Annotated in this window: 22 protein-coding genes and 1 pseudogene; 18 read left to right on the top strand and 5 right to left on the bottom strand. The window is 68.7% G+C overall.

Translation table 11 applies throughout. The annotated features are described in order from the left end of the window. Positions 1 to 306: 306 nt before the first annotated feature. Positions 307 to 2,805, bottom strand: coding sequence for a zinc-dependent metalloprotease (locus ACOQPP_RS03370; RefSeq protein WP_419165767.1), 2,499 nt, complete (start codon positions 2,803 to 2,805; stop codon positions 307 to 309). Between the two features lie 268 nt (positions 2,806 to 3,073). Here ACOQPP_RS03370 and ACOQPP_RS03375 point away from each other — a divergent pair, with 268 nt between their 5' ends. Next, the gene (locus ACOQPP_RS03375; RefSeq protein ID WP_419165768.1) at positions 3,074 to 3,970 is read left to right on the top strand and encodes a YybH family protein; all 897 of its coding nucleotides are present in this window, start codon (positions 3,074 to 3,076) and stop codon (positions 3,968 to 3,970) included. Between the two features lie 55 nt (positions 3,971 to 4,025). Here the strand turns inward: ACOQPP_RS03375 and ACOQPP_RS03380 are convergent, their stop codons facing one another. After that, positions 4,026 to 5,594, bottom strand: a complete 1,569-nt coding sequence (locus ACOQPP_RS03380; RefSeq protein ID WP_419165769.1) for an SLC13 family permease — start codon at positions 5,592 to 5,594, stop codon at positions 4,026 to 4,028. A 259-nt stretch (positions 5,595 to 5,853) separates the two neighbouring features. On the opposite strand from ACOQPP_RS03380, the gene secD reads away from it, so the two are divergent. The 9 genes from secD to ACOQPP_RS03425 are packed head-to-tail and all read left to right on the top strand — an operon-like array spanning position 5,854 to position 15,565. Continuing rightward, positions 5,854 to 7,518 carry a protein translocase subunit SecD gene (gene secD, locus ACOQPP_RS03385; protein WP_420635871.1) on the top strand — a complete coding sequence of 555 codons (1,665 nt, stop codon included), beginning with the start codon at positions 5,854 to 5,856 and terminating at the stop codon, positions 7,516 to 7,518. 13 nt (positions 7,519 to 7,531) lie between these two features. Continuing rightward, entirely contained in the window at positions 7,532 to 8,470 is a 939-nt protein-coding gene (secF, locus tag ACOQPP_RS03390; protein ID WP_419165771.1) for a protein translocase subunit SecF, read from the top strand. Continuing rightward, the gene (locus ACOQPP_RS03395) at positions 8,467 to 9,246 is read left to right on the top strand and encodes a TatD family hydrolase (RefSeq protein ID WP_419165772.1); all 780 of its coding nucleotides are present in this window, start codon (positions 8,467 to 8,469) and stop codon (positions 9,244 to 9,246) included. The genes secF and ACOQPP_RS03395 overlap by 4 nt, the downstream gene beginning before the upstream one ends. Next, on the top strand, positions 9,243 to 11,006 hold the full coding sequence (gene mutL, locus ACOQPP_RS03400) for a DNA mismatch repair endonuclease MutL (protein ID WP_419165773.1): 1,764 nt from the start codon (positions 9,243 to 9,245) through the stop codon (positions 11,004 to 11,006). Before ACOQPP_RS03395 ends, mutL begins: the two co-directional genes overlap by 4 nt. A 20-nt stretch (positions 11,007 to 11,026) precedes the next feature. Continuing rightward, the gene (miaA, locus tag ACOQPP_RS03405; RefSeq protein WP_419165774.1) at positions 11,027 to 11,995 is read left to right on the top strand and encodes a tRNA (adenosine(37)-N6)-dimethylallyltransferase MiaA; all 969 of its coding nucleotides are present in this window, start codon (positions 11,027 to 11,029) and stop codon (positions 11,993 to 11,995) included. Further along, the gene (bshA, locus tag ACOQPP_RS03410) at positions 11,973 to 13,157 is read left to right on the top strand and encodes an N-acetyl-alpha-D-glucosaminyl L-malate synthase BshA (RefSeq protein WP_420635872.1); all 1,185 of its coding nucleotides are present in this window, start codon (positions 11,973 to 11,975) and stop codon (positions 13,155 to 13,157) included. The genes miaA and bshA overlap by 23 nt, the downstream gene beginning before the upstream one ends. Continuing rightward, positions 13,154 to 13,954 (top strand): undecaprenyl-diphosphate phosphatase, encoded by an 801-nt coding sequence (locus tag ACOQPP_RS03415; protein ID WP_419165776.1) that lies wholly within the window; start codon positions 13,154 to 13,156, stop codon positions 13,952 to 13,954. The genes bshA and ACOQPP_RS03415 overlap by 4 nt, the downstream gene beginning before the upstream one ends. 7 nt (positions 13,955 to 13,961) lie before the next feature. Further along, positions 13,962 to 14,780, top strand: a complete 819-nt coding sequence (locus ACOQPP_RS03420; protein WP_419165777.1) for a biotin--[acetyl-CoA-carboxylase] ligase — start codon at positions 13,962 to 13,964, stop codon at positions 14,778 to 14,780. A 5-nt stretch (positions 14,781 to 14,785) separates the two neighbouring features. After that, entirely contained in the window at positions 14,786 to 15,565 is a 780-nt protein-coding gene (locus ACOQPP_RS03425) for a type III pantothenate kinase (RefSeq protein WP_419165778.1), read from the top strand. 42 nt (positions 15,566 to 15,607) lie between these two features. Here ACOQPP_RS03425 and ACOQPP_RS03430 read toward each other — a convergent pair whose 3' ends face one another. Both ACOQPP_RS03430 and ACOQPP_RS03435 read right to left on the bottom strand, forming a co-directional pair. After that, complete coding sequence (locus tag ACOQPP_RS03430) at positions 15,608 to 15,829, bottom strand: hypothetical protein (protein WP_419165779.1); 222 nt, start codon at positions 15,827 to 15,829, stop codon at positions 15,608 to 15,610. 235 nt (positions 15,830 to 16,064) lie between these two features. After that, positions 16,065 to 16,463: a hypothetical protein gene (locus ACOQPP_RS03435; RefSeq protein ID WP_419165780.1), complete on the bottom strand. Its 399-nt coding sequence runs from the start codon at positions 16,461 to 16,463 to the stop codon at positions 16,065 to 16,067. Between the two features lie 57 nt (positions 16,464 to 16,520). Here ACOQPP_RS03435 and ACOQPP_RS03440 point away from each other — a divergent pair, with 57 nt between their 5' ends. After that, positions 16,521 to 17,447 carry an IS110 family transposase gene (locus ACOQPP_RS03440; protein ID WP_419165821.1) on the top strand — a complete coding sequence of 309 codons (927 nt, stop codon included), beginning with the start codon at positions 16,521 to 16,523 and terminating at the stop codon, positions 17,445 to 17,447. A 179-nt stretch (positions 17,448 to 17,626) separates the two neighbouring features. Here the strand turns inward: ACOQPP_RS03440 and ACOQPP_RS03445 are convergent. Further along, positions 17,627 to 18,760 (bottom strand): annotated as a pseudogene (locus ACOQPP_RS03445) (IS256 family transposase); the annotation flags it as partial. A gap of 269 nt (positions 18,761 to 19,029) precedes the next feature. On the opposite strand from ACOQPP_RS03445, the gene ACOQPP_RS03450 reads away from it, so the two are divergent. The 7 genes from ACOQPP_RS03450 to groL all read left to right on the top strand — a co-directional run bounded on the left by ACOQPP_RS03450 (position 19,030) and on the right by groL (position 24,870). Then, positions 19,030 to 19,224, top strand: coding sequence for a hypothetical protein (locus tag ACOQPP_RS03450; RefSeq protein WP_420635873.1), 195 nt, complete (start codon positions 19,030 to 19,032; stop codon positions 19,222 to 19,224). Positions 19,225 to 19,305: 81 nt separating this feature from the next. Further along, a complete protein-coding gene (locus tag ACOQPP_RS03455; protein WP_419165781.1) occupies positions 19,306 to 19,833 on the top strand; it encodes a hypothetical protein in 528 nt (175 codons plus the stop codon). A 448-nt stretch (positions 19,834 to 20,281) separates the two neighbouring features. Beyond that, on the top strand, positions 20,282 to 21,427 hold the full coding sequence (locus tag ACOQPP_RS03460) for a hypothetical protein (RefSeq protein ID WP_419165782.1): 1,146 nt from the start codon (positions 20,282 to 20,284) through the stop codon (positions 21,425 to 21,427). Between the two features lie 72 nt (positions 21,428 to 21,499). Further along, positions 21,500 to 22,072 carry a TlpA family protein disulfide reductase gene (locus ACOQPP_RS03465; protein ID WP_419165783.1) on the top strand — a complete coding sequence of 191 codons (573 nt, stop codon included), beginning with the start codon at positions 21,500 to 21,502 and terminating at the stop codon, positions 22,070 to 22,072. Further along, a complete protein-coding gene (locus ACOQPP_RS03470; protein ID WP_419165822.1) occupies positions 22,041 to 22,646 on the top strand; it encodes a MauE/DoxX family redox-associated membrane protein in 606 nt (201 codons plus the stop codon). Before ACOQPP_RS03465 ends, ACOQPP_RS03470 begins: the two co-directional genes overlap by 32 nt. 208 nt (positions 22,647 to 22,854) lie before the next feature. Next, positions 22,855 to 23,163 carry a co-chaperone GroES gene (groES, locus tag ACOQPP_RS03475; protein ID WP_419165784.1) on the top strand — a complete coding sequence of 103 codons (309 nt, stop codon included), beginning with the start codon at positions 22,855 to 22,857 and terminating at the stop codon, positions 23,161 to 23,163. Between the two features lie 69 nt (positions 23,164 to 23,232). Then, complete coding sequence (gene groL, locus ACOQPP_RS03480) at positions 23,233 to 24,870, top strand: chaperonin GroEL (RefSeq protein ID WP_419165785.1); 1,638 nt, start codon at positions 23,233 to 23,235, stop codon at positions 24,868 to 24,870. Positions 24,871 to 24,917: the final 47 nt, after the last annotated feature.

Raw genomic sequence — 24,917 nt, forward strand, 5'->3', positions numbered from 1 at the left:
CGTCCCGCCGGAAATCGGGAATCTCGATAGTCTCGAAGTGCTGGGCGTTTCATGGAACTCCACGTTGACGGGACCGCTGCCATCAGCCGCCACGCGGCTCGGCGCGTTCAGCACCCTGTGGCTGGACGAGACGCGCCTCTGCGTGCCGCGGGATTCCGCGTTCGACGCATGGCTGGCCGGGCTCGAGAACTTCAAAGGGAACCGATGTTCCCGACCAGCTGAACCAACGCTCCGGGTTGCCAGTGTTGCGTCCCGGAAACTCGCGCTCGAATAGCCGAGACATTTCCGGGACGCGACACGGGTCTCTCAGGGGTCGAGGATTTCGTCGATCCGGGCCCGCGCGTCGCGCAGGTGCAGTTCCGTCGTACGGTCCAGGTCGCGGCGCAGCGCGCCTTCGATCGCCTCCTGCAGCCCCGTGAGTTCGCCGCGCACGAAGGCGCGGATGTCGGACTGCGATACGTCGACCGACGTGAAGAAGTCGGACAGAGCGGCGAAAACGAAGGCCGGGAGGGTGAGTTCCGACGTCATGAGGAATTCGAGCCGCTCCAGGTGGCCCCGCTGCAGGTTGCGCCGGTAGACGCCGATCGGCGCCCCCGTCTCCAGTTCACCCCAGATCGCGTCCCTCAGGTCCCCGAACATGTCGCCGAGGCTGTAGTGGTCGTCCCCGTTCCGGGCTTCCGCCTCGATGAGCCGCTGCATGCGTCCGGGGTCGAGGATGAGGTTGACGACGCGGACCTGGATGCCCCGCATGCGGTCCACCGTCGACGGGTTCTCGATCCTGGACAGGATCTCCTCGTCGATCATCCACGTCGGCGGTTCGAAGGCCTGGCGGGCGAAGAAGTCCATGGCGCGCCGCTGGGTCGCCTCGTCCACGAACTCGTAGACGGGCCCCTCCTGGCCGATCCGCTTCCGCGTCCGCGTGACTCCGCCGACGACGGTGCCGACGTGACCCATGTAGCGGTTCCACTGCCCGATCACGTTGTTGTAGAGTTCGCCCAGTTCCTCGTAGTTCTCCCCCTCGCGTCCGTCGCTGCTCCACTCGATGAGGTTGGGCAGGATCCGCTTCAGGTTCTCGATCCCGAGGTCGCTCGCCTCCGTGGCGTCCGAGCCGATGGCCTCCGTCTGGGCGCTCGGATCGATCGGGGTCGAGTTGCCGAAGTAGTAGACCGGGTCGTCCTCGACCTCGCGGATCCACGCGTCGAGGGTGGGTCGCTCTTCATCGGCGTCGCCGTCGAGGACCGGACGGTAGCCCCAGTTGATCGCGAAGCGGTCGTACTCGCCGATCCGCGGGTCCGTGCACGCGCCCTCGTCCTCCGGCTGTGCGACGTAGTTGAAGCGGGCGTAGTCCATGATCGAGGGCGCGACTCCCTGGCGGCACACGAAGCCCGGCGCTCGCAGCGAGTCGACGGGGAAGGCCGAACTCGACTTCATGTTGTGCTGGAGTCCGATCGTGTGGCCCACCTCGTGCGCGGCGACGAAGCGGATGAGTTCTCCCATCACGTCGTCGTCGAAGAGGGCGCGGCGGGCCGCCGGGTTCACGGCGCCCGTCTGAATCAGATACCAGTTCCTGAGAAGGTTGGCGACGTTGTGATACCACTGGATGTCGCTCTCCAGGATCTCCCCCGTGCGCGGGTCGTGCACATGCGGGCCGGAGGCGTTCTGGACCTGCGACGGGAGCCAGCGGATCACCGAGTAGCGCACGTCCTCGGGGCTGAACTCCGGGTCCTCCTCGAACGAGGGCGGCATGCGGCCCTGGATCGCGTTGGAGAAGCCGGCCGCCTCGAACGCCTCCTGCCAGTCCTCGATCCCCTGGATGAGATAGGGCCGCCACTTCTCGGGGGTCGCCGGGTCGAGGTAGTAGACGATCGGCTCCACGGGATCGACGAGTTCGCCGCGCCGGAAGGCCGCCGTGTCGCTCGGCTCGAGCCGCCACCGCGTCACGTACGTGCGGGTGACGACCTTCTGGTCGCTGCGGCCGTAGTCGACCTGGCTCACGTTGAAGAACCCCACGCGTTCGTCGTACAGGCGCGGCTCCATCGGTTCGTCCGGGAGCAGGATCATCGACTGGTTCATCTCGACGGAGATCGCGTTCGTCGTCGCGTTCGTCGGGGGCGTCTGCGCGGTGTAGGTGAGCACGTGCCTCACCTCGACATTGCGCGGGAAGCTCTTCGCCCAGTCGACGTAGGTCCGGTCGGAGTCGAGCGACCGGATCCGGTACTGGTCGCGGAAGCTCTGGCGCAGCCCGAGCATGGGGATGTCGGACTCGAACAGGGGGGTCGCGTCAATCACCACGCTCGTCGAATCGTCGTTCAGCGCCTCGATGTCGAATGCGCGCAGGATCGCCTCGAAGTTCGCGCTCCGCACGGCGCGGGCGACGGGGAGCGCCTCCTCCGCCACGTTCGCGTGGGTCACGACGCGGAGAAAGATGCGCTCGTCGTTCGAACCGTTCCGCTCCCAGCGGACGACCTGTGTGTTGAGCTTCTGTCCGCCGTAGCCCATCCCGTCGGGGACGGACGCGGTGCGCGTCACGAGGAGGATCTCCCGCTCGAGGAGATCGTTCGGGATCTCGAACAGGATCTGGTCGTCGACGCGGTGGACGTGGACCATCCCCGAGTCGGTGACGGCCTCCTCCGTCACGACCTCCGCATAGGGCGCGGGGCCGTCGTCATCTCCCCCGTCGCCGCCCGACGCCGAAGGCCCCGCCGAGGGCCGCGCGAAGGGTCGCACGCACCCCGAGGCCGCGAGGAGCAGAATAAGCGGGAAGACGAGCGCGAGTCGGCGTGCGGTGCCGGAGGTGCGAACCATGGCGTGTGTCGTCCGTTTCGGGAGAATCGCGTGATGCGTCGCGGCGGGCCCCTGGCCCCGACGCCCAAGCTATCCGCGGTTCGGAGGCCGGGCCAACCCGGAATCCGGCGGCCGGGCCGGCGTGGGCGGACCCTGATCGCATTGACGGATCCGCATGCGTCAACGTACCGTCTCAAGTAGTTCCGTTCATACCTGGTTGACGATCCCCGCGCGCTGAACAGACGCACGCCGCAGGGTCACGACGGTTCTTGCCGAAGGAGGTACCCCGATGCGTATCCGCACCCTGGCTCCCCTCGCCCTCGCCCTGACCGTTGCGTGCGGTGAGCCTGCGACGGACGACGCCGCGATGACGGATGACATGGCGGAAGCCATGCCCGACGCCGAAGCGGCGATGACGGAAATCACCGACTACTGGCAGACCCACTTCAACATGGGTCACGGCAGCATGGTCGCGAGCAAGTACGCCGAGGACGCGATCCTGTGGGGCAGCTCGGGGGCCATGCTCTACGGCAGGGAGGCGATCGGCGCCGGCCTCCAGGCGCGGATCGACGCGGAGGGGTCGCAGATTGCGATCCATCCCGGTGAGACGATGGGATTCGGCGACCAGCTGGTGGCCCGGGGACACTACGTGCTGACCGGCGAAGTAGATGGACGGGCGGCGACGAACTCCGGGTACTACATGGCGCTGGCTGACAATACGGATGGCGAGTGGTCGCTGAAGGGAATGGTGAGTAACCTCGACACCCCCGACCAGACCATGTCCGCGGGCGAGATGATGGAGCAGACGGAGGGAATGGGCGGCGACCTGATCCAGGCGAGCGGGGACTACTTCGTTACCCACTACAACATGGGCCACGCATCGATGGTCGCCGACACCTACACGGAGGACGCGGTCGCGATGATGGCAGGTGAGCCGGCCCGTGAGGGACGCGCCGCGGTCGAAGAGGGTCTGCAGGCCATGTTCGATGCTGGTGTGACCTTCACCGGTATGACCGCCTGGTCCGCGCACGACCTCGACGAGGGTCATGTAGCGGGCGTCGGCACCTACGGGACCGAGGGTCCGGACGGGGCCGGCGGGGGCCACTTCGCGGCGCTGTACGCTCGCGGTGAGGACGGCAGCCTCATGCTGCACTGGCTCCTGACGGGCGCCCACCCCGGCATGTAACCACACTCGAGACCGGCCGGGTCGTCTCACGGGCGATCCGGCCGGCCTCCCTCGCTTACGGGCCCGCCACCGCCCAGTCGGGCAGGACGCCGGGTTCGATCCCGAACAGCAGCGGACCCACGGCGCGGAAGATCAGCGTGATCACCACCGCGCCGAAGAAGTTGAGCACGATCCCCACCCGCGCCATCTCCGCGATCTTCACGCGGTCGCTCCCGAACACCACCGCGTTGGGCGGTGTGGCCACCGGCATCATGAACGCGCACGACGCGGACAGCGTCGCCGGGACCATCAGCAGGAGCGGGTGAATCCCGGTCGACACGCCGATGGCCGCGAAGATCGGGAGCACCATCTCGGTCGTCGCCGTGTTCGAGGTGAGTTCGGTGAGGAACGTCATCACGAGGCAGATGACGAAGATGAGGAGGAGCGGCGGCACCGCGGCCAGACCGCCGAACGCGTCGCCGATGAGGCGGGCGAGTCCGGTCGCCTGGAAGCCGTGCGCGAGTGCGAACCCGCCTCCGAAGAGGAGCACGATGTTCCATGGCAGCCGCAGCACGACCCCCGGCCCCATCACGGTGGGCGATTTCGCCCCGGGTGACCGCGTCGGGATGAAGAAGAGGATGCCGGCCATCGTGATCGCGATCGTCCCGTCGTCGATCAGGTGACCGTACGGCAGGAGGGCGGACCAGCCGGGAATCGTGATCGCTCCGAGCTCGAGCGGTGCGCGGAAGACCCAGAGCACGGCGGTGAGCACGAACACCACGAGGATCGCCCGTTCCTCGAATCCGATCGGACCGAGCTTTCGTATCTCCGACTCGACGACCGTCCGGTCGACGGTCACCTCCTCGGGGACGCGGAAGAAGACGTGCGTGATCAACGCCCACGCGAGGGCGAGCATGATCGCCGCGATGGGCAGCGCCATCACGAGCCACACCCCGAAGGAGATGTGCGGTGCGTCCGGGAAGGTGATCTGGAAGATGCGCTGCAGCGAGAGGTTCGGCGGCGTGCCGACCAGCGTCGCGATGCCGCCGGCCGAGCAGGCGTAGGCGATCCCGAGCATGATCGAGACGGAGAACGCGCGCGTCCGGTCGCGCCCGAACTGCTCCTCCATCCTCAGGATCACGGCGAGCCCGACCGGGAGCATCATGATCGCGGTGGCCGTGTTCGAGATCCACATCGAGAGGAAGGCGGAGGCGAGCATGAACCCGAGGACGATACGGGCCGGCCCGCCTCCCACGGAGCGGATGACCCAGAGGGCGATCCGCCGGTGCACGTCCCACTTCTCCATCGTGAGGGCGATCATGAAACCACCGAGGAAGAGGACGATCGTGCTGTTGAAGTAGATCGGCGCCGTGTCTCCGGTCCGTTCGATGCCGAGGAGCGGGAAGAGGAAGAGGGGAAGCAGGGCGGTGGCGAAGAGCGGGATCGCGTCGGTGATCCACCACGTGGCCATGAGGAGGGCCACCGCGGCCATGCGCGTGATCTCGGGGCGGCCCGGCTCGAGGTCGAGCAGGAGCATGAGCAGGAAGAGCAGTGGTCCGAGCCACAGGCCGATGCGCTGGCCGCGGGACCGGCCTTCGGGGGTCGGCCGCGCGGAACGATCGTCTTGCGAAGTGGTTTGGGCCATGCGGTGCCTCGCGGCTCCGGGTCCGGGTCGCGGCCCCGCCCGCGCGGGACCGGGGCGCGGCGCCCCGCCGGAGCACGCGCCGCAGCGGAGGGAACCTACCACGCGCCGCGAGCGGCCGCGTAGTTTCCTCATGGGGGTCGCTTGGCTAGCTTTGCCTCCCTTTGCCACTTGGCGGCGACGACGCCGGCCGGTGCGCGGGCCGTCCAGGCCCCGCGGCGGCCCGCGATCACGAGACCCACGAAGAACGGTGATGATCTAGATGTTCAGTTCCGTACGATGGCGGTTGATCTGGATCGCCGTCCTGGTAGCGCTCTGCGGCTTCGCCCTCGTGCCGGAGACCGTGGTGGACGAGGAGACGGGGACGTCGGATCTGCTCTGGCCGCTGAAGCTGGGGCTCGACCTGCAGGGCGGGATGCACCTCGCGGTCGAGATCTACGATCCGGAAGGAACGCTGACCGGCGAGGATCTGAACGACGCGGTCGAACGAACCCTGACCACGATCCGCAACCGGATCGACGAGTTCGGGGTCCGCGAGCCGACCATCCAGCGGTCGGGCGACCGCATCATCATCGAACTCGCCGGCGTGGACGACCCCGAGCAGGCGAAGCGGATCGCCACCGAAACCGCCTACATGGAGTTCAAGATCATCACGGACGGCCAGGCGTTCCTCTCCGCGCTTGAACGCCTCGACCGCGCGATCGTGAACGAGGTCGGGATCGAGAACCTGGAGGTCACCTCGCTCGAGACGGAGCCCGAGGTGGACCTCGGCGAGATCCTCGGTACCGTGCCGGACTCCGCGGAGGATGCGGCCGTCCCCGACTCGATGGCGGAGACGGATGACCCGGCGGAGACCGTGGACCCCGCCACGGCGCGGCCCCTGAGCGCGTTGCTGGGCCAGGGCCGGGTCCCCGGAGAGTTCCTGGTAGCGTCCGAGGATCAGCCGACCGCGGCGGCGTGGCTCGAGCTGGACGGCGTCCGGGAGGTGATCCCGCGGGAGGTCACGGTCCACTGGGGCGTCGAGGATGTGGGGGCGGGCGGCAGTTCGTACGTCCCGCTCTACGTGCTCGAGGCCGAGCCGCTGATCACCGGCGACCTGCTGCAGGACGCCGGGCCCGCGAACCGGGATCCGACCTTCAACCAGCCCCTCGTGCCGTTCGAAACGACGCGCCGCGGGGCGCGGATCTTCGAGCGCGGGACGGCTCGGAACATCAATCAGAACATGGCCATCGTGCTGGACGACCGCGTGCAGAGCTACGCGGTGATCCGGCAGACGCTGAGCCGTCGGGCGCAGATCGAGCTCACGCCCGGCTCGTCACTGCAGGAAGCCCAGGAGCTCGCGCTCGTCCTCCGCGCCGGCGCCCTCCCGATGCCGATCCAGGTCGTCGAGGAGCGGAACGTGAGCGCCTCGCTGGGTGAGGACTCGATCCGGCAGGGGCGGACCGCGTTCATCATCGGGATCGTCAGCGTCATCATCCTCATGATGCTCTACTACCGGGCGGCGGGCGTGCTCGCGGTCGGCGCCCTGGTCGTGTACGTGGTCCTCATGCTGGGCGGCCTGGCCGGCCTCGACGCGACGCTCACGCTGCCGGGGATCGCGGGTCTCATCCTGTCGATCGGGATGGCGGTGGACGCGAACGTCCTCATCTTCGAACGGGTCCGCGAAGAACTCGCGGCCGGGAAAACGCCGCGCACCGCGGTGGAAGCCGGGTTCGGCAACGCGCTCTCGGCGATCGTCGACGCGAACCTCACGACGCTGATCACGGGGATCATCCTCTTCCAGTTCGGCACCGGCGCGGTGCGGGGCTTCGCGGTCACGCTGTGCATCGGGATCCTCGCGTCGTTCTTCTCCGCGATCTACGTGACGCGGACCTTCTTCATCATGTACCTGAACCGACGGGGCTCCCGGGAGTCCGTGAGCATATAGGGCGGCGGCGATCATGCGGGTCTTCCAGAACGCGAACCACAGGTTTCTTTCCATGCGTCGGCCGGCGTACTTCGCCTCGGCCGCGATCATCACCATCGGACTCGTGTCGATGGCCTTCCGCGGCGGGCTGCGGGCGGGGGTCGAGTTCACCGGCGGCGTCCTCCTCGAGGTCCAGTTCTCGCAGACGACGGACATCGCCCAGATTCGCGACGCGCTGAACGCGGGGGGTACGAGCGGCGTTCAGATCCAGCAGCTGCGCGCGGTGGGCCAGGAGAGCAACGACTTCCTGCTGCGGGTGCCGATCGGGGACGACGAGGACCAGAACGAGACGCGGGACCAGATTCGGGCGAGTCTCGAGACGGAGTTCGCGGCCGGGAGCTTCGAGATCGCCCGCGGGGATGCGCTGAGCGCGAAGGTGGGCGGCGAGTTCCAGCGCACCGCGGTCCTCGCCGTCCTCCTCTCCTTCCTGCTGACGCTGATCTACCTTGCGTTCCGCTTCGAGTGGCGGTTCGGCGTGGCCGCGGTGATCGCGACGGCGCACGACATGCTGATCACCTTCGGGTTCATCTCGCTGTTGAACATCGAGATGAGCCTCGCCACGGTGGCGGCCCTCCTCACGATCATCGGGTATTCGCTCAACGACACCATCGTCGTCTTCGACCGGGTGCGGGAGAACCTGAGGAAGAAGCGGAAGGAGTCCTACGATACGACGCTTGACCGCAGCCTGAACGAAACGCTGCCTCGCACGGTGCTCACCAGCGGTACGACGCTGATGGCGCTCGTCTCCCTGGTCGTCATCGGCGGCGCGGTCATCCGGCCCTTCGCCGGGGTGCTCATCATCGGCGTGCTGGTGGGGACGTACTCCTCGATCTTCGTGGCCTCCCCGGTGCTGCTCGAGATTCACGACCGGGCGCGCAGGCGAGCCGCCATGGCCGCTCGCCGCGCGGGGTGACCCGGCCGGCCCTATTCGACTCGCATCTCCATCTGACGGCGGTCCGTTTCTCCACGGATCGCGCTGAGGTCGTGGAACGGGCCCGGGCGCGCGGTGTGGGCGGCATGGTCACGATCGCGTCGGATCCCGAGGACGCCCGGGCCGCCGTAGCGCTGGCCGCGCGGACGCCCGGGCTGTGGGCGACGGCGGGCCTGCACCCGCACGAGGCCGACCGGAGCTCGCCCGCGCTCATCGAGGCGATCGAACGGATCGCGGCCGCGACCGAGGTCGTCGCGATCGGCGAGACCGGGCTCGACTTCCACTACGACAATGCGGCCCGGTCGGCGCAGCTCTCGAACTTCGAGGCGCACCTCGGACTCGCCGCCCGGCTCGGGCTGCCGATCGTCGTACACTCGCGCTCGGCGGAGGCCGACACGGCGGCCCGGGTGGCGGAGTACGGCGACGGCGTGACCGGGGTGCTGCACTGTTTCACGGGCGGCGAGGCACTCCTCGATGCGGCCCTGGCGGCGGACTGGTACGTCTCCTTCTCGGGGCTCGTCACTTTCGTCTCCGAGCTGGCCGAGTCGGTCCGTGCGGTGCCGGCCGACCGCCTCCTGATCGAGACCGATGCCCCCTACCTGGCTCCGGTCCCGCGGCGCGGGCGTCGCAACGAGCCGTCGTTTCTCCCGCACACCTGCGAGCGGGTGGCCGAACTGCGCGGCATCTCGTTCGAGGAGGCGGCCGCCTTGACGACGTCGAACGCGCGCCGCTTCTACGGGCTGGAGGAGGCGGCATGACGGGTTCCGATCCGCGCCGGATCGAAATCCTCCCCGACCACGTCGCGAACCAGATCGCCGCGGGAGAGGTCGTCGAGCGTCCCGCTTCGGTGGTGAAGGAACTGGTCGAGAACGCGATCGATGCCCGCGCGCGGCGCGTGGAGGTGGCGCTTCGCAACGGGGGCAAGACCGAGATCCGCGTCTCCGATGACGGGAGGGGGATGGGCTCCGATGACGCGCTCTTCGCCATCGAACGTCACGCGACGAGCAAGATCCGGAGCGCGGACGATCTGCGGAGGGTGCGCTCGTTCGGGTTCCGCGGCGAGGCCCTCCCCTCGATCGCGGCGGTGAGCCGCTTCGAGCTTCACACCGCACTGCGGGCCGGGGAAGGCGTACGCGTGCGTGTCGACTTCGGGCGGATTCGCGGGGTCGACCCGGTGGCCCGCCGACGAGGGACCACGGCGACGGTGCGGGCGCTGTTCCACGACCTGCCGGCCCGGGCGAAGTTCCTCAAGAGTTCGGCCGCCGAGACGCGGGCCGCGGGTGAGGCGCTCGTCCTCCTGGCACTCGCCAACCCCGGGGCGGGGCTCCGCCTGGAGTCGAACCGGCGGACGAAGATGAATCTCGCTCCGGCGAAGGGCTGGCTCGGGCGCATCGGTCAGCTGTGGGAGGATCTCGCGGGCACGCTGATTCCGGTCGAGGACGCGGAGGGAGCGGTCCGCGTGCGGGGCTTCGTCCAGCGACCCGACGCGGCGCGGGCCCGGGGAGGACGCCGCTACACCTTCGTGAACGGCCGCCCCTTTCGGGATCTCGCGCTTCAGCGCCTCGTGGACCAGGCCTTTCGGACCACGGTCGTGGAGGGCGTGAGGCCGAGTCTCTTCCTGTGGGTCGAGGTTGCGCCGGAACGAGTGGACGTGAACGTGCATCCCGCCAAGGCGGAGGTACGCTTCCGCGATCGCGCGCACGTCGAGAGCGCGGTACACGACTCCGTGCGGAGGGCGCTCGCCCGCCTCGACTCGACGAAGCCGATCGGGGTCTCGACCGTCGCGGATCGAGCCCGTCCGGCCGTGCCGCGGGGGACCGCCGCAGGGTCCGTCGAGATGCCGCAGTTCGCGCTCTTCGTCGCGGGCCGGGACGTGCCGGATCAGGGGTCCGACGCCGCAGGATCCGGCGCCCCTCCCGCCTCCGACGTCGGCGAAGTCTTCACCGGCCCCGAGCTGTGGCAGCTCCACGATCGTTACATCCTCGCGGCGACGCGCGAGGGCCTCATCATCGTCGACCAGCACTCCGCTCACGAGCGCGTCCTCTACGAGGAGATCATGGCGCGGTTCGAGGGCGGGGTCGGCACCTCGCAGGCGCTGCTCTTCCCGGTCACGCTGCAGTTCTCGCCCCCCGAACACGCGGCGCTCGAGGACCTGTCGGGGTTCCTCGGCCGGCTGGGGTTCGAACTGGAGCCCTTCGGCGACCGGACGTGGATCCTGCGGGCCGCGCCGCTGCCACACGCGCGCTTCGACGCGGAGCGCTGTCTGCGCGAGATGGTGCGTGAACTCGCGGAAGGGTCGCCGCTCGTCAACTCCGCGCGGAACCAGCACGAGCGGATCGCCAAGAGCATGGCGTGCAAGGGCGCGATCAAGGCGGGGGAGCACATCTCGCCGGAAGAGGCGCGGGAGCTGTTCGACCGCCTGTTCGCGACCGTACTGCCCGGACACGACGTCCACGGCCGCCCGACGATCGTGCGCCTCGGCGTCGAAGAGCTGGACCGCCGCTTCGGGCGCCACTAGCGGGGCGGGGGAGCGCGGTCGTGGGGACGCCGCCGGTGCCCGCCATCGTGGGGCCGACCGCGTCGGGCAAGACGGCGATCGCCGTCAACGTCGCGCGCGAGCTGGGCGGCGAGATCATCTCGATGGACAGCCGGCAGGCATACGACGGCTTCGCGATCGGGACCGCGGCGCCCACGGCGGCCGAGCTGGCGGCGGCGCCGCACCACGGCGTCGGGCTCCTCGATCCGCACGAACGCTACGGGGCGGGGCGCTTCGCGCGCCTGGCCACCGCCTGGATTTCGGACATCCGGGGTCGAGGCCTGGTCCCCATCCTCGCCGGCGGGACGGGACTCTTCCTGCGCGCCCTCACGCACCCGATGTTCGAGGAGCCGGCGTTCGACCCGCAACGGCGCGGGCGGCTCCACGACTGGCTGGCGGAACTGGAGCGGGGGGAACTCCTGCGCTGGGCGACCCGGCTCGACCCCTCGCTGGCCGCTCGCAAGCGCCCCCTCGATCGCCAGCGCGCCGCCCGGACGATCGAACTCGCTCTGCTGTCGGGCGAACCCCTGAGCGGCTGGATGACGTCCGGAAGGACGGAGCGTCCCCCGCTGCGCACCGCGACGTGGGTGCTGGAAGTGCCCGCGCCACTCCTGCGCGAGCGGATCCGGCGCCGGGCCGATGGGCTGATCCGGGGCGGCGCGTGGCCGCTCGAGGTCCGCGGCCTGCTGTCACGGGGCCTGGCGGATTCGCGGGCCTTCAACGCGCTCGGCTACGCCGACGTCGCGGCCTTCGTGCGAGGACGCGCCGGCCTCGAGGAGACGATCGAGCGCGTGTGCGCCGCCACGTGGCGCTATGCGCGCCGGCAACGCACCTGGTTCCGGCATCAGCTCCCCGGGGACGCCGTCGCGCTGGACGGCTCGACGAAGTCGGGGCAACTTGCGCGCCGCATCGCGCGGGAATGGCTGGAATCCGCGTCGAGAGCGGGGGATGGCCGGGAAATCGGGGAATGAAGAGAAGATGAAGATCGGCATCACATGCTATCCAACGTATGGCGGCTCGGGAGCCGTGGCCACGGAACTCGGCCTCGGTCTCGCCCGCCGCGGACACGAGGTGCACTTCATCTCCTACGCCCAGCCGTTCCGCCTCACCCAGTTCATCGACGGCGTCTACTTCCACGAGGTGGAAGTGAACCGGTATCCCCTGTTCGAGTACCCACCCTACTCGCTCGCGCTCGCCGTGACGATGCACGAGGTGACGCGACGCGAAGGACTCGATCTGCTTCACGTGCACTACGCGATCCCGCACGCGACCGCGGGCTGGATCGCGAGGGACATGCTGCGGGCCGCCGGGGGCGACGTGAAGCTGGTGACGACGCTGCACGGTACGGACATCACCCTCGTCGGACAGGATCCCTCATATCGCTCGATCACGCGCTTTTCGATCGAAAAATCGGATCGGCTGACCGCGGTGTCCGGCTGGCTGCGCGACCGCACCCACCGTGACTTCGAGTGCGACCGCTGCGCGATCGACGTGATCCCGAACTTCGTCGACCCCGACGTCTACGATCGGGAGCGTTACCGGGAACGGCACCGGCTCGCGGGGCCCGGCGAGAAGGTGGTGATGCACATCTCGAACTTCCGGGCGGTCAAGCGCATCCCGGACCTCATCGAGATGTTCGCACGAATCCGGCACGAGGTCCCGGCTCGGCTCGTACTGGTGGGGGACGGTCCCGAACGCCAGCGGGCGGAGGAACTCGCTGCGGAGTTGGGCATCTCCGGGGCGGTCGTCTTCCTCGGCAAGTTCGACTCGGTCGCCGACCTCCTCGCCAACGCCGACCTCTTCCTTCTACCCAGCGAACAGGAGGCGTTCGGGCTCGTCGCACTGGAGGCCCAGGCGTCGGGCGTCCCCGTGGTGGGATCCTCCGGCAGCGGTCTGGACGAGGTGATCGAGGACGGCGCCACGGGCTACCTCCATCCCGTGGGCTCGGTCGACGCCATGGCACGGTCGGCCGTCTCTCTGCTGACCGATGGCGTCCTCTGGACCGGGTTCTCTCGCGAGGCGCGGCAGCGGGCCGTCGAACACTTCGCCCTCGATCGCATCGTCCCCCGCTACGAAGCGCTCTACCGAAACGTCCTCGGTCTCGACGACGCGTCGGGGGTCTCGGCCGCGTGACGCTGCTCGAGGCCGTCATCCTCGGGTTCGTACAGGGCATCACCGAGTTCCTGCCCGTGTCGAGTTCCGGGCATCTGGTGCTCGGGCAGGCGCTGTTCGGGATCGAACTTCCCGGTGTCGCGTTCGAGGTCACCGTGCACCTGGCGACGCTGTGCGCCGTCTGCTGGGAGTTTCGAGCGCGGCTGGCGACCCTGGTTCGCGGCGCGTGGTCGCGAGACCGCCGGAGCCTGGCCTACATCGGGCTGCTGGCCGTGGCCACGCTGCCCGCCGCGGCCGTCGGAGCGGGGCTGGGGGATGCGCTCGAACCGGCGTTCGAGCGTCCCCTGATCGCGGCCGCGATGCTGCTCCTGACCGGCGTCCTCGTCTGGTCGATCCGTTACTTTTCCCGGCGCGCCACGCGCGGGCGGCCGACCCTCGCCGGAGCCGTGGGGATCGGACTGGCTCAGGCGCTCGCGATCCTCCCCGGCATCTCGCGCTCGGGGAGTACGGTGGCCGTCGCCACGGCCGCGGGCGTCGATCCGCGCCGCGCGGCCGAGTTCTCCTTCCTCCTTTCGATCCCGGCCATCGCCGGGGCCGCGGTGCTCCAGGCACCGGCGCTCGGGGAGGCCGGGGCCGTGCTCGGTTCGGTGCCCCTCGGCGCCGCCTTCCTCACCGCGGCCCTGTCCGGGGTCCTGGCCATTCGTATCTTTCTGCGAATGCTGGAACTGCGCGTCTTCCACCGCTTCGCCTGGTACTGCTGGATCGCCGGCGGAGCCTACCTGGCCGCAGCCGCGATCTGGCCGGCGCTGCGCGGATGACCGAGACGTGACCGAAGTCGGGGTGACCATGCTCCCAGGACAGGTCGACCGCTGGGCCGGAAAATCGGCCGCCGCCCTTCGCCGGCGGTGGGAGAGGGACGCGGTCTACCCGTTCGACAGCATCCCGTCCACGAATGACTTCGCGCGCGGGTTGGCCGCGGCCGGCGCGCCGGCGGGTTCCATTGTCGTGTGTCGCGAGCAGACGGCCGGACGGGGGAGGAGAGGCCGCTCATGGAGTTCGCCCGCGGGGGCGGGCCTCTACCTGAGCATGCTGTTCCGTCCCGGGGCCGACATCCTGCCGCCGCTCCTGACCATCGTGGCGGGGGTCGATCTGGCGCGTGAACTCAACCGGCGCTTCCCCGGTCTCGGGGCGGCCGTGAAGTGGCCCAACGACCTCATGGCGGGCGACCGGAAGTTGGGCGGCATCCTGGCCGAGGTCACCAGCGGCGGGGAGGGGGAGGGGCTGCTCATCGTCGGCGTGGGGATCAACGTCGAAGCCGGTCGCCTGCCCGCGGACGTGAAGGAGGCGGTGGCGCTCGACGAGCGTGTGGGGCCGGCGCGGCTGATCGACGTCGCCGACGCCGCGGTCGCGGGGCTGGAGCGCCGCCTGCCGACCGCTCCGGACGCGCTCGACGCGGCTTCGCTGGACGAACTCGATCGCTTCGACTGGCTCCGCAACCGGTGGGTGGAGCACAGGCTCTCGGACCGCAAACCCGCGGTCGGACTCGCGGCCGGGATCGCGCCGGACGGAGCGCTCCTCCTGAGGCCGCGGGGCGAAGCCCTGCGCCGCGTGGTCGCGGGCTCGATCGAGGTCGGCGGGAGCTGATCGGCGTGCTCCTCACCGTCGATATCGGGAACACCGAGTCGGTGCTCGGATGGTTCGAGGGACGCACGCCCGTCCACGTCTGGCGGCTCGCGACCGACCGTCGCCGGACCGGCGATGAGATTGCCCTCCAACTCCGTGGTCTCCTCGCGGCGCAGGATCTCCCGTCACCCGGGCGGGTCGTCGTTGCGTCCGTGGTTCCCGCGCTGCAACGAGCGTGGCTGGCCGCGGGCCGGATGCTGGATCTTCCGCTCCGTTTCCTCGACGGCGCGTCGCCGGTCCCGGTGCGTCTCGATGTCGATCACCCGCTGGAGGTCGGCGCCGACCGGATCGCGAACACCCTCGCCGCGGCGGAACTCTACGGCCGCGACACCGTCGTCGTGGACCTCGGGACGGCGACCACGTTCGACTGCATCACGGCCGACGGCGTCTTCCTGGGCGGCGTGATCGCGCCCGGCCCGACCACGGGTCTCGACCAGTTGGCGAGGGCGACGGCGCGTCTCCCCCAGGTCGAGGTGGAAAGGCCCGGGCAGGTGATCGGCCGCAACACGCTGGACTGTCTGCTGAGCGGCGGATTCTACTCGGTGGTGGATGGGATCGACGGGATCGTCGACCGGATCGTGGAGGAGTGGGGGCGCGAGGCGCTGGTCGTGGCGACGGGGGGGCTTGCCCGGGTCGTGGCGCCCCACTGTCGCACGGTCGATCGCGTCGAGCCGGCGCTGACGATCACGGGTCTGGCGATCGCCGACCGCTATCTGTTCCCGGGACCCGGCCCGGCGGACGGTTAGGAGCCCGTGGCGAGGGCGCGGCAGGGGCCCGGCTGCGGACTTCTAGCGCCTGAACGCGCGGAAGGCGCCGGCCCCGCAGCACTTCCCCTTCAGCTTGTCCGCGAACTCCGGGTTGATCAGACGCAGGACGAGGTACGCGACCGCGATGAAGATCACGACCTTCAGCGCCATGCCGACGAGGGGCAGGACGACTCCGAAGAGAATGCCCGTCACCCAGAACCCCACGGCTCCGGCGGCGACAAGGACCAATGCTGATCGAATCATGTTGACCTCCCTTGTTCGAGTCGCCCCTACGTTACCGGCATCGGCGGGGTTTCATAACCCCCGGACCACCCTCGCCCGCGCGCGCCTCGGGTACAGTGTTTTCCAATACGGAGATGAGCCTGAACGAGGAGTCGTGAGCCGTGGCCGCGGGGCCGTTGGCGTTCGATTCTCTTCCGGATAATCCTCGGTGGAGGGAGAGCCGCGCAACGGGGTTCGGGGGGGCGGACACGGGGACTCAGGCGACCGACGCGACGGGGTCGAGGGAGCGGAAGAGGTCGCGGCGGGCCTCGCGGACGGTCTTGGCGGCCTGGAGGCCGGAGGTGGCCGCGGCGACGCGGTCGAGTTCCTCGAAGGTGACGCCGGGCCGTAGGAAGTCTTCGGCGCCGTCGAGGGACTTGAGCTTCTCGTAGGGGGTGGCGACGTCCTGTTGGCGGTAGCGCTTCTTGATGCGGCCGCGGGGGCCCTCGACCGCGGAGGGGAAGAGGCAGGGCCGGTGGAAGTTGAGGAAGGGGCGGAGGTGGTCGCGGAGGAAGCCGTTGACGGCGGGAGCGTCGTCGGCGGGGATGTGGGCGCGTCCGAGCCACCCTCTACCGCCACCGTCCTTCCCGACAGTCCCGAATGGATACACGAGCATCGAGGCTCGCACGACAAGCACGGGAGAGGGAACCGATGACCGGACGCAACCGTCGGGATCGACATCTCGAAGGCCCACCTCGACGCGCATGCCGCGCCCGCGGGCACGGCGGCCCGCTTCTCGAACGACGCGGCCGGGTTCCGGAAGCTGATCGCCTGGATCGGCCCGGAGACGGACCGAGTCGCCTACGAGCCAACCGGCCCCTGGCACCGCGACTTCGAGGAGGCGCTGCTCGGCGCCGGAGTCCCCATCTACGCGATCAACCCGTACCAGGTGCGCTGCTTCGCCAGATCGCGGGGGCGGCGCGCCAAGACCGATGCGGTGGACGCCCACACACTGGCGCAGATGGCGGCCGCGATCGACGATCTCCGCCCGACCCGCCCGATGTCGCGGGCCCGGCGCGACCTCGCCGAGTTGCAGCTCGTGCGCGACGCGCTGGTCGCGGACCGGACCGCCACGCTCAACCGCGGCAGGCACTTGCGGCACGACCTGTCCCGGAGAGTCAACGAGGAGCGGCTGGCGCAGATCGAGGACCAGCTCAAGCGGGTCGACGGCGAGATCCGGAAGCTGCTCGGAAGCGAGGAGAAGCTGAAGCGCACGTCGGAGATACCGGCCTCGATCCCCGGCGTCTCCAGCATCACCGCGGCGGGGCCGATCGTCCACATGCCCGAACTCGGCACGCTCTCCGGGCCCCGGGCCGCCAGCCTCGCCGGCCTGGCGCCGGTGACCCGGGAGTCCGGCAACTGGAAGGGGCGCGCCTTCATCCAGGGGGGCAGACAGAAGGTGCGGCGGGCGCTCTACATGCCCGCGCTGGCCGCGATCCGCTGGAATCCCGGGCTGAGGCGGAAGTACGAGGCGCTCCTCGCCGCCGGCAAACCGCCCAAGGTCGCCCTCACCGCCGTCATGCGGAAGCTCATCGTCCTCGCCAACGCCCTCGTGCGGCAGGACCGCCTATGGACTCCCGAGCCCCCGGTTGCGGCCTGACGTGGCCGCGCGAACGCTCTGCGTCGACCCCGGTCGCGAACCCCTCGACCCGCTGCCCTACCGAGGCATCCCTTGCGACATGGATACTCACCTCCCGGTGGAAACCCGTTTTCCGTTCAGGCTCACTTCCCGTTGGACAAGACTTCCCCGAGGTCGGGTCAATAGGTGTGTAAACGTCATCAGGCGGCGACCCTTTGCCGACCTTCCGGGACGGGCTTTCCGTCCTCGAACCTTCTTCCCTCGTACACCTCCCCCAGTAAGTGGGGAGCGGTGAGCTTCCCGGACCTCTTCTCGGCCACCAGCAGCAGCCGCCAGATCAGCGCCGTGGCGTTGTCGACCCGCTTGAACCGCTTCGCGGCCGTCGTGCGGAGCCGGACCGAGGCGAACGGGCTCTCCACCACGTTGGTCGTCCTCAGGTGCCGCCAGTGCTTCTCGGGGAAGTCGTAGAAGGCCGTCATCCGGTCCCAGTCGTCCTCGAGCACGGCCACCGCCTTGGACTGCGCGTCCGCGTAGCGATCCCGGAACGCGTCGCGCGCCTCCTTCGCCGCCGCCCGCGAGGGCGCGTACGCCGCCGCGCGCAGCAACGCCTTCGCTTCGGCCTGCTCCCTTTTCGGCAGCCGGTCCGGCACGCCCAACGTCTTGTGGTTCCAGCACCGCTGCTCGGCGGTCTCCGGCCACACCTCCCGCGCCGCGCCCCAGATGCCCAGGTTCCCGTCGGCCACCAGAAGCTTAGGCGTCCCGAGCCCCCGCGCCTTGAGGTCCCTGAGCACCGCCGCCCACGACTCGACCGACTCCCGGTAGCCGGGCGTGACCGCCAGGATCTCCTTGGTCCCGTCGCTCATGGCGCCGATGACGACCAGCAGGGCCGCCTTGTCCTTCTCGATACCCGCCTTCACGTAGATCCCGTCCGCCCACGCGTACACGAGTTCCCGGTCGCCCAGCGGCCGCCGGCTCCACGCCTCGTGCTCCGCCGTCCACTTCGCCCCGAGCCGCCTCACCGAGGACTTCGACAGCGGCGCCCCGTCGCCCAACAGCCCCCGCAGCGCCAGCTCGAAGTCGCCCTCGGCCAGCCCGTGCGGGTACAGCTCCGGGATCAAGTCCCCCACCTCCCGCGTCCGGCGCGCGAACAACGGCAGCACCCGGCTCTCGAACCGTTCCTCCAGGCCCCTGACCCGAGGCCGCCTGACCTCGATCGTCCCCGAACTCATGGCCAGACGCCTCGGCCTCCCGTACCCGTTCCGGTAGCCCGGAGGCGCGTCCACCGCCGCCCGCCGTTCCGACTTCACCCGGCCCAAGAGCTCCGTCACCTCCTCCCCGGCGCCTGCTGGATCATGTCCCGCGCCCGCTCCCGCACCCACGCCCCGGCACCTCCCACGCTGGCCCGGCCAACCTCTCCCGCGTATCGTTGCCATGAGGCGATGTCCTTTCTCCGGGTCTCCCCCGGATCGCTGGTAAACGGTCAGCTGAAGGTACGTCGCCTCCCTTTTTACACACCTTTTGGTCCTACCTCGACTTCCTTGCCCCCCCCCCCTCGGGGCCGGTATCGTTCACGCTTCCGCAACCTTGGCGATGGTGCGCGACCGTGAGCGAGACAACAGTCATAAGCGATGACAGAGCCTTCGGTGTCCTCCGTCGATCCGATGCCTTGAGGTTGTTGCTTGGCGCAATCGCGGCGGTGATGTTTCTGGGCGGGTTCTCGCTCGGGGCAGTGGCGGTGTTACCGGCCGTCCTGCTGCTCGCGGCCTCGGCGGGCTGGTTGGCGCTTCATTCGCCGTGAGGAATCAATGCGATCCTGTCGCTCTCCCACCCGTGGGGTGGAGACAGCTCGGTTCCACGTTACTTCTGGTCGGGTCCCGGCATGTTCGTGGCCGGGACCGTGCTGGCGAGTGTCCTCTTGGGACTACTTGTTGCGGCGGTCGCTGCTCTGATACCGAACGGCGATGTCGCGATCACCGCGGTGCTTCTCTTCGTTCTTGTTTGCGTGGTCGCAGGTGTGGCGGCAACCCAGCTCCGCCTGCCGTATTCTACTTGGGTTGTGCCGCGCGAATGGAACCAGCTTCCGCGGGGCGTACACGCGTTCGCTTTCGGTGCCGCCCTTGGCCTGGGCGTGGCCACGCGGATCCCATTTGCCGCGATGCACGTCGTGATGGCCACCTGCCTCTTGGTGGGTTCTCCGCAAATGGCGCTGGCGAGTTTCGGAGCCTTCGGACTCGTGAGGGCCGCACCGATGATTCTTGTTTCCCGGGGCTTGGCGACACGCGGGGACTCCGACATCATTGCGGAACTTGATCGGCTACGCCGGGCCGCGCCGTGGCTGTCGAGACTGGCTGTCGGGCTGACCGGCGGGTTGGCGGGCACCCTCGCCAAGCAACTCCTGGCAACTTGATCAACTCCTGACGAACGGGCGCATCGCCCCAAAGTAGAAGGGGGAAGAGTATGTTGTTTCGCGCATTGTTCAGGACGCTCCGCGGGACCGCCGAGTGGATTCAGGACGAGGACCGCCACCCGCGAACCGCCCGCCTGAGCCGACGAACCTTTGGGAAACTGATCGGAGCGTTCGTGCTGCTGGACTTGGTCCGGCCCGCCGGTGCACAGGCATCGATCTTCGGGGAGTGCTCTAAATGCAACGGCCACCGCTGCCCGGAAGGGTGCATGATCCGTACCGGGAGATGTCCACCTGTGGGTAACGTCGGGCCAAACTGCTGGTGCGAGGGCGATACGGACACACCCTTCATCGTGTGCGACTGCGATTGCGAGAAGAAGTTGTGCGAGTGCACGGACGAGAGCGACGGCAATCCGTGCCGTGGCGGCGGCAGACATCCCGGTGACCTGTATTGAGATCGAGTCCGGCCGGTTCGGCGCAGGAGACGGTCAGGGGCGCAATTGATCTGACGATAGGCCGGACCGAGGCGGACGAGCGGTATCTCTTCGGGCGGATCCTCGGCTTGGCGTTGGACGCTCTCGGTCGGATCTACGTGTCCGACCGACAGATCGGCTCGGTGCGCGGATACGGATCCGCGGGCGAGTTTCTCTTCCAGTTGGGTCGGACCGGCGACGGGCCGTTGGAATACAAACGCTACCCAAGCAGCACGGCCATCCTGCCGGACGGGCACCTATGGATCGTGTCGTTCGAGGACAAGGTGCTGCGGGCCGACCCGGCGCAGAACGACGTATCGGCAGGTCTGGAGGTGGTACCTGTCGGATCGAGCCGGAGTTGGTTGTACGATGGTTTGTTGGCCCTCGATGCCGAGCGGATGCTCATCGCCACGGGAGGCGAGCCGGATCGGCGCGACGGACTCCGCAGGCGGCGCGTTTCCCTGCGCGATGGAAGAACCGTGTCGAAGACCAACCCCTGGGCGCTTCAACCAACGCCGGAGGAGATGGGCTGGCGGTTGTCGCCGAAGTTCTCGCGGGCGGAGCTGGCAGAGGCCGAGGAGTGGAATGCGGTGGGGTACCTGTACGGGCTGGGCGGCCCTCCCCCATACGGAACCGACCGGCTGATGGCGTTCTCGACCGACGGACGGGTCGCCTTGGCGGTGACGACGACCTATCGCGTCGATATCTACGATTCCCTCCTGCGCCCCGTGACGGTCATCGAGCGGGACGAGCGGGGACCGCAGCTGACGGCCGCTGAACGGCGGAACGCGGGCGTGCTCATGGCGGATCGCCGCCGCGAAGAAAAGTACTACCCCTATGGAGACGGCGATATCCCGGATCGGAAGCCGCCTCTGCGAGATCTGTGGTTCGACCGGGATGGGCGCCTGTGGGTCGAGCGCTACCTGGCGAATGAGCCGCGGGAACAGGGAGCCGACGTGTACGGTGCAGATGGGAACCACCTCTTTTCGACGGAGTGGCCGCGTGGCGTCGACTTCGGTCTCGGAGCAATCCGGGGCGACACCGGCCTCGGCATCCAGACGGACGCACTCGGGATCCAGCGCGTCGCGCGCGTTCGGTTCGGCGGCGAGGAGGCGGACGCGTGACCGGCTCTCGGCGTCGGCCCGGGGGGGCCGTTCGAAGCGGTGACGGGCTTCCGGATGGGGTCTGAGGGGACGGTGTTCTGGGTCACATACACGCTGCTCTGGTTGCTCGTCGCCATCTTGGCGTTCGCCGTGATGATGCTGCTGCGGGAGCATGTCCGAACCCTTCGGAGTCTCCGGGAGGGGAGGTCGCTGCTCGGCGGGCCGCCCGAAGGCGCCCGAGCGCCTGACCTGCCCGAAGAGGCCCGGGTTCGTGGGAGGAATGTCCGGGCGGAGCTTCCCCGGATCGTCGTGTTCCTGGGTGTCCGGTGCCAAGCGTGCTGGGGTCACCGCCCCGCGGTCAGTGCCTTCGCCGAGGATCGCGCGGACCTCGTCGAGGTCGAGGTGTCCTGCGTAGGCAGCCGAACGGAAGTGGTGGAGTTCGTTGAAGAAATGTGGAATGGCGTACGCGTGTACGCGGATCCGGAGGGCCGGATTTCGGGTGCGTGGCGCGTATTCATGACCCCCTTCGTGGTGGCGGTTGACGAGGAGGGCCGCGTGAGCCGGAAGCTCGCCACGCCGAACTTTGACGATCTCGTGATGCTGCTCGGAGAGATGCGGGATGGGCGTTCCGGCGATGGTCGGGACGAGGCGCGCCGTGCAGGCTGACGTCCTCTTCGTCTTGCGCTGTTGCCTTACGGTTACGTTTCTCGGCGCGGCGGTCGGCAAGCTCCGGAATCGCCGTGGGATCGTCGCGGTAATCGGGGAGCTGCTCCCCATCGTTGACCGACACCGAGCCGCTGGAGTCGTGGCGCTTGGTGGGTTAGTCGCCTTGGAGACCGCACTTGGACTCGGATTTGTCATCGGGGTGCGGCTTCGGCTTGTCGCGCTCGCGGCGACCGCGAGTCTCGTCCCCTTCACATGGGCGTTGCTCCGTTTGCGGAAAGCCGAGTGGGGACAGGGGTGCGCCTGCTTCGGGGTTAGCGATACCGCGACTCGGATCGGGTGGGTCCACATCGCCCGTAACCTGGTTTTGGCCGGAGCGAGTGGAGCGGCGGTTCTGTTGTCGGGGAGGCCGTTGGCCGAGCCGTTGTGGCGGCAGGCGGATGCTCACCTCCTGGCGACGGCACTGGCGGTTGGAGTGGCGGCGGCACTCGCGTATGGCCTTGTGGAAGGATTGTGGCAAGTGTCCGCACTGCGCCGGGTGGAACCGGCGGACGCAATGACCCCGGAGTCAACCTGATATACAGTGTTTTCCAATGTGGAAACCCGTTTTCCGTTCAGGCTCACTTCCCGTTGGACAAGACTGGTACTTGATCGACGCCGGTGCGCCGACTATGTTCCCCCCATCTTGGCACTCGGCAGCAAGGAGTGCTAACAGCCGCGAGATCCCTCGCGGCCGCGTTCAAGCGATGATCAACCGGAAACCGAAGCGTCAAGGAGGAGGCAAGATGGCAACCGCCTCGAACACGAAGCTCAGCATCTCCCCGATGGCCGATCGAATTGTCATCGAGCCACTCGAGGAAGCCGAGGAGATGCGCGGTGGGCTGTACATTCCCGACACCGCGAAGGAGAAGCCCCAGCAGGGCACCGTCGTCGCCGTGGGCCCCGGCCGCCTCAACGACGATGGCGTGCGCATCCCGATGGAGGTCAAGACGGGAGACCGGGTCCTCTACGGCAAGTACACCGGGACCGAAGTCAAGCTGGATGGCGGGGACTACCTGATTGTCAAGGAAACCGACGTCTTGGCCGTCCTGTAAGGCGTGGGTCGTAACCCAACCGATCGATCCTGAAGACAGAGGCGCCCGAAGTGGGCGAAGGAGATGAAGATGGCGAAGGATCTGGAATTCGATACCGCGGCGCGGCAGCGCCTCAAGGCGGGCGTGGACAAGCTTGCCCGCGCGGTGAAGGTCACGCTCGGCCCCAAGGGGCGGAACGTGGTCCTGGAGAAGAAGTTCGGCAGCCCGACGATCACCAAGGATGGTGTGACCGTCGCGAAGGAAGTCGAGCTCGATGACCCGGTCGAGAATCTCGGCGCGATGATGGTCAAGGAAGTCGCGACCAAGACCTCCGACGCGGCGGGCGATGGCACGACCACGGCCACGGTACTCGCGCAGTCGATCTTCACCGAGGGTCTGAAGAGCGTGACCGCGGGCGCGAACCCCATGGCGCTGAAGCGCGGGATCGACAAGGCGGTCGGGGCGATCGTGCGGAACCTGCACTCGATCTCCGTCGAGACTTCGGGCAAGACGGAAATCGCCCAGATCGCGGCGATTTCGGCCAACAGCGACCAGGAGATCGGCGAGCTTATCGCCGACGCGATGGAGAAGGTCGGGAAAGACGGCGTGATCACGGTCGAAGAGGCCCGCGGCCTCGAGACGGATCTCGAGACGGTCGACGGGATGCAGTTCGATCGCGGCTACCTCTCCCCCTACTTCGTCACGGATCCGGACAAGATGGAGGTCGTCCTCGACGAGCCGATCATCCTGATCCACGACAAGAAGGTCTCGGCCATGAAGGACCTGCTCCCGGTCCTCGAGAAGGTGGCCCAGATGGGCAAGCCCCTCCTGATCGTGGCGGAGGATATCGAGGGCGAGGCGCTCGCCACGCTCGTCGTCAACAAGCTGCGCGGAACGCTCAAGGTCGCGGCCGTCAAGGCTCCGGGCTTCGGTGACCGCCGCAAGCAGATGCTCCAGGACATCGCGATCCTCACCGGCGGCCAGGTGATCTCCGAGGAACTCGGCTTCAAGCTCGAGAACACGGTGGTCGGCGACCTGGGCCAGGCGAAGCGGATCGTCATCGACAAGGACAACACGACCATCGTCGACGGCGCCGGGGACACGGACCGGATCCAGGGCCGGATCAGCGAGATCAAGGTCGCGATCGACAAGTCGACGTCCGACTACGACCGCGAGAAGTTGCAGGAGCGGCTGGCGAAGCTGGCCGGTGGCGTGGCGGTCATCAACGTGGGCGCGGCGACCGAGACCGAGATGAAGGAGAAGAAGGCTCGCGTCGAGGACGCGCTGCACGCGACGCGCGCGGCGGTCGAGGAAGGGATCGTGCCGGGCGGCGGCGTGGCGCTGCTGCGCAGCCAGGGTGCGCTGGACGGGGTAGAGGGCGCCGATTCGGACGAACAGATCGGGATCCGCATCGTGCGCCGCGCGATCGAGGAACCGATCCGCATCCTCGCCTCGAACGCGGGTGCCGAGGGCTCGATCATCGTCGAGAAGGTCCGCGAGGCCGAGGGGCACAACACCGGCTACAACGCGGGGACCGGTGTGTACGAGGACATGGTGAAGGCCGGCGTCATCGACCCGACCAAGGTCACGCGCACGGCGCTCCAGAATGCGGCGTCGATCGCGGGTCTGCTCCTCACGACCGAGGCGGTCGTGGTCGAGCGTCCGGAGAAGGAGGATCCGGCGGCGGCGGCCGGGATGCCCGGCGGTGGCATGGGCGGCATGTACTAGCCGCCCGCCTGCCGAAGGCCCGCGGGACGGTGATCTTCGTCCCGCGG

The organism is Candidatus Palauibacter sp. (genome assembly GCF_965222475.1).
In the GTDB taxonomy this organism is placed as follows: Bacteria; Gemmatimonadota; Gemmatimonadetes; order Palauibacterales; family Palauibacteraceae; genus Palauibacter.

Coding starts and splice junctions, on each gene's coding strand:
- ACOQPP_RS03370 (WP_419165767.1), bottom strand. CDS start 2,805: ATGGTTCGCACCTCCGGCACCGCACGCCGACTCGCGCTCGTCTTCCCG.
- secD (WP_420635871.1), top strand. CDS start 5,854: ATGTTCAGTTCCGTACGATGGCGGTTGATCTGGATCGCCGTCCTGGTA.
- ACOQPP_RS03470 (WP_419165822.1), top strand. CDS start 22,041: ATGGTCGGGACGAGGCGCGCCGTGCAGGCTGACGTCCTCTTCGTCTTG.
- ACOQPP_RS03430 (WP_419165779.1), bottom strand. CDS start 15,829: ATGATTCGATCAGCATTGGTCCTTGTCGCCGCCGGAGCCGTGGGGTTC.
- secF (WP_419165771.1), top strand. CDS start 7,532: ATGCGGGTCTTCCAGAACGCGAACCACAGGTTTCTTTCCATGCGTCGG.
- ACOQPP_RS03380 (WP_419165769.1), bottom strand. CDS start 5,594: ATGGCCCAAACCACTTCGCAAGACGATCGTTCCGCGCGGCCGACCCCC.
- bshA (WP_420635872.1), top strand. CDS start 11,973: ATGGCCGGGAAATCGGGGAATGAAGAGAAGATGAAGATCGGCATCACA.
- ACOQPP_RS03435 (WP_419165780.1), bottom strand. CDS start 16,463: ATGCTCGTGTATCCATTCGGGACTGTCGGGAAGGACGGTGGCGGTAGA.
- mutL (WP_419165773.1), top strand. CDS start 9,243: ATGACGGGTTCCGATCCGCGCCGGATCGAAATCCTCCCCGACCACGTC.
- ACOQPP_RS03455 (WP_419165781.1), top strand. CDS start 19,306: ATGTTCGTGGCCGGGACCGTGCTGGCGAGTGTCCTCTTGGGACTACTT.
- ACOQPP_RS03375 (WP_419165768.1), top strand. CDS start 3,074: ATGCGTATCCGCACCCTGGCTCCCCTCGCCCTCGCCCTGACCGTTGCG.
- groL (WP_419165785.1), top strand. CDS start 23,233: ATGGCGAAGGATCTGGAATTCGATACCGCGGCGCGGCAGCGCCTCAAG.
- groES (WP_419165784.1), top strand. CDS start 22,855: ATGGCAACCGCCTCGAACACGAAGCTCAGCATCTCCCCGATGGCCGAT.